We start from the raw sequence: 1,497 nt of genomic DNA, 5'->3' as shown, positions 1-1,497 counted from the left end.
CCCCTTGCCAAGGTATGCAAAGCATACCTCGCAACTCGCCATAGCCGTCTGGCCGTTGGCAACAATTAGTAAAAATTAATCATTTGAAGATAGACGAGGCTTTTCTTAAAAAGATGTCAGAAGGGATTTTGAGGTTTGGTGCGGTATCAGAAGTGGGATTTAAGAAACTAGCTGATTTTGGTTGGTATGTAGATGCTGACATTTCTTTGGGATACGCCACTAGCTTGATGGAAAAGGCTATAGAAGGTGATGTAGAATTTTTAAACAACTTCTTTATTGATTATTACCAAACAGCAATTGGACAAAGAATAAACAGCTTTAAGTTAAAGCATAATGAGAGATTGGAAATTATAAAAGAAGCTATCAATTGCCATAAAGAAGAGAAATATTATGCTTCAACAATTCTATTCTTATCTCAGGCAGACGGAATGTGTGGTGGTTATTTGTTCAAAGGAGGGAGTAGAAAACAAGAATTAAAAAAATATCTGGCGACTTCCGAATATGGAAGTTTATTCTTATTACTGCTCAATTCCATAAATCAGAAAAGTGCGATAGATTCATTTTACCCTGAAGAATCGGGTGATTATGAAAGTAACTTAAATAGGCATGGTGTGATTCACGGTTACAATACTAATTTCGGGACCAAAGAAAATAGTCTCAAGGCATTTTCACTACTTTGTTTTGTAAATGATTTTGTAGACCGATATAAATAACTGTTGCCAACAATTTAAGAAATGACAAAATACATTAAAATAATAGTGTTGTTCTTAACCTTATCTGCTTGCGGACAAAATGTGATGGAAATGAAAACACCTGAAAACTCAACTGAAAAGTTTGCGGAATTTATAGCAAAGAAAAAGTTTGTTGAGGAAAATTATTATCCAGGAATTGCCAACGAAAAAATGCGACCAATTTTTACCGACAAAATTAATAGTGTTGCGTCTGACTTTAAAAGTGTAGCGGAATCTGAAAATCCGACTGAAAAAAAATATCAAGAGAAAATTAAAATCGGACTTTCAAGGTTTGCGGATGTTTATATGGAATTGGACACCGAAGACCGTGAAAGAGTTTGCACATACTTTGAGGAATTAATGGACATTGTCGGACTGGAAAGCTCGAATGGACAACTAAATAAATTTATGTACGGATTTGACCCGAATGAATTAATAAAAGAAAAATAAAAACTGTTGCCAACACTGGCTATAATTCATTGCTACAATCTAACTGACTTTAAACAAAATAACCATTAACAAGGCCCGATTTCTCCCGGACAATTTCCGTTGGAAATGTCCGCAACGAAATCATAGCCCAACCGTTGTGGCTAATTTGACCCAAATCTGAAATGAAAGCAAAAATTGGAATCGGAATTATAATTATAGCCTTTTTGGTTTGCTTAAATCCGTACCTGTTGATTTTCGGAGTTCCTCTATTCATAATCGGAATTATTATACTTCTGCTTTCCGATAAAAAGTTAAAAACAAAACTGATTTGGATTTT

Annotated in this window: 3 protein-coding genes; 2 read left to right on the top strand and 1 reads right to left on the bottom strand. The window is 34.5% G+C overall.

Annotation, left to right across the window (positions count from 1 at the left end):
- Window positions 1-83 precede the first annotated feature (83 nt).
- Together BUB37_RS21230 and BUB37_RS21225 are read left to right on the top strand one after the other, a co-directional pair.
- A complete protein-coding gene (locus BUB37_RS21230) occupies window positions 84-713 on the top strand; it encodes a hypothetical protein (RefSeq protein WP_072996083.1) in 630 nt (209 codons plus the stop codon).
- A 21-nt stretch (window positions 714-734) separates the two neighbouring features.
- The gene (locus BUB37_RS21225; protein WP_072996081.1) at window positions 735-1,181 is read left to right on the top strand and encodes a DUF4844 domain-containing protein; all 447 of its coding nucleotides are present in this window, start codon (window positions 735-737) and stop codon (window positions 1,179-1,181) included.
- 49 nt (window positions 1,182-1,230) lie between these two features.
- On the opposite strand, the gene BUB37_RS21855 is transcribed toward BUB37_RS21225, so the two are convergent.
- Window positions 1,231-1,497 (bottom strand): hypothetical protein (locus BUB37_RS21855; RefSeq protein ID WP_212635343.1); only part of this gene is annotated, 267 nt, incomplete at its 5' end.

The sequence above is a fragment of the Pseudozobellia thermophila genome, assembly GCF_900141855.1.
Lineage (GTDB): Bacteria > Bacteroidota > Bacteroidia > Flavobacteriales > Flavobacteriaceae > Pseudozobellia > Pseudozobellia thermophila.
Note: the sequence above shows the minus strand (reverse complement) of the source record. Positions and strands in the feature narration are given on the sequence as shown.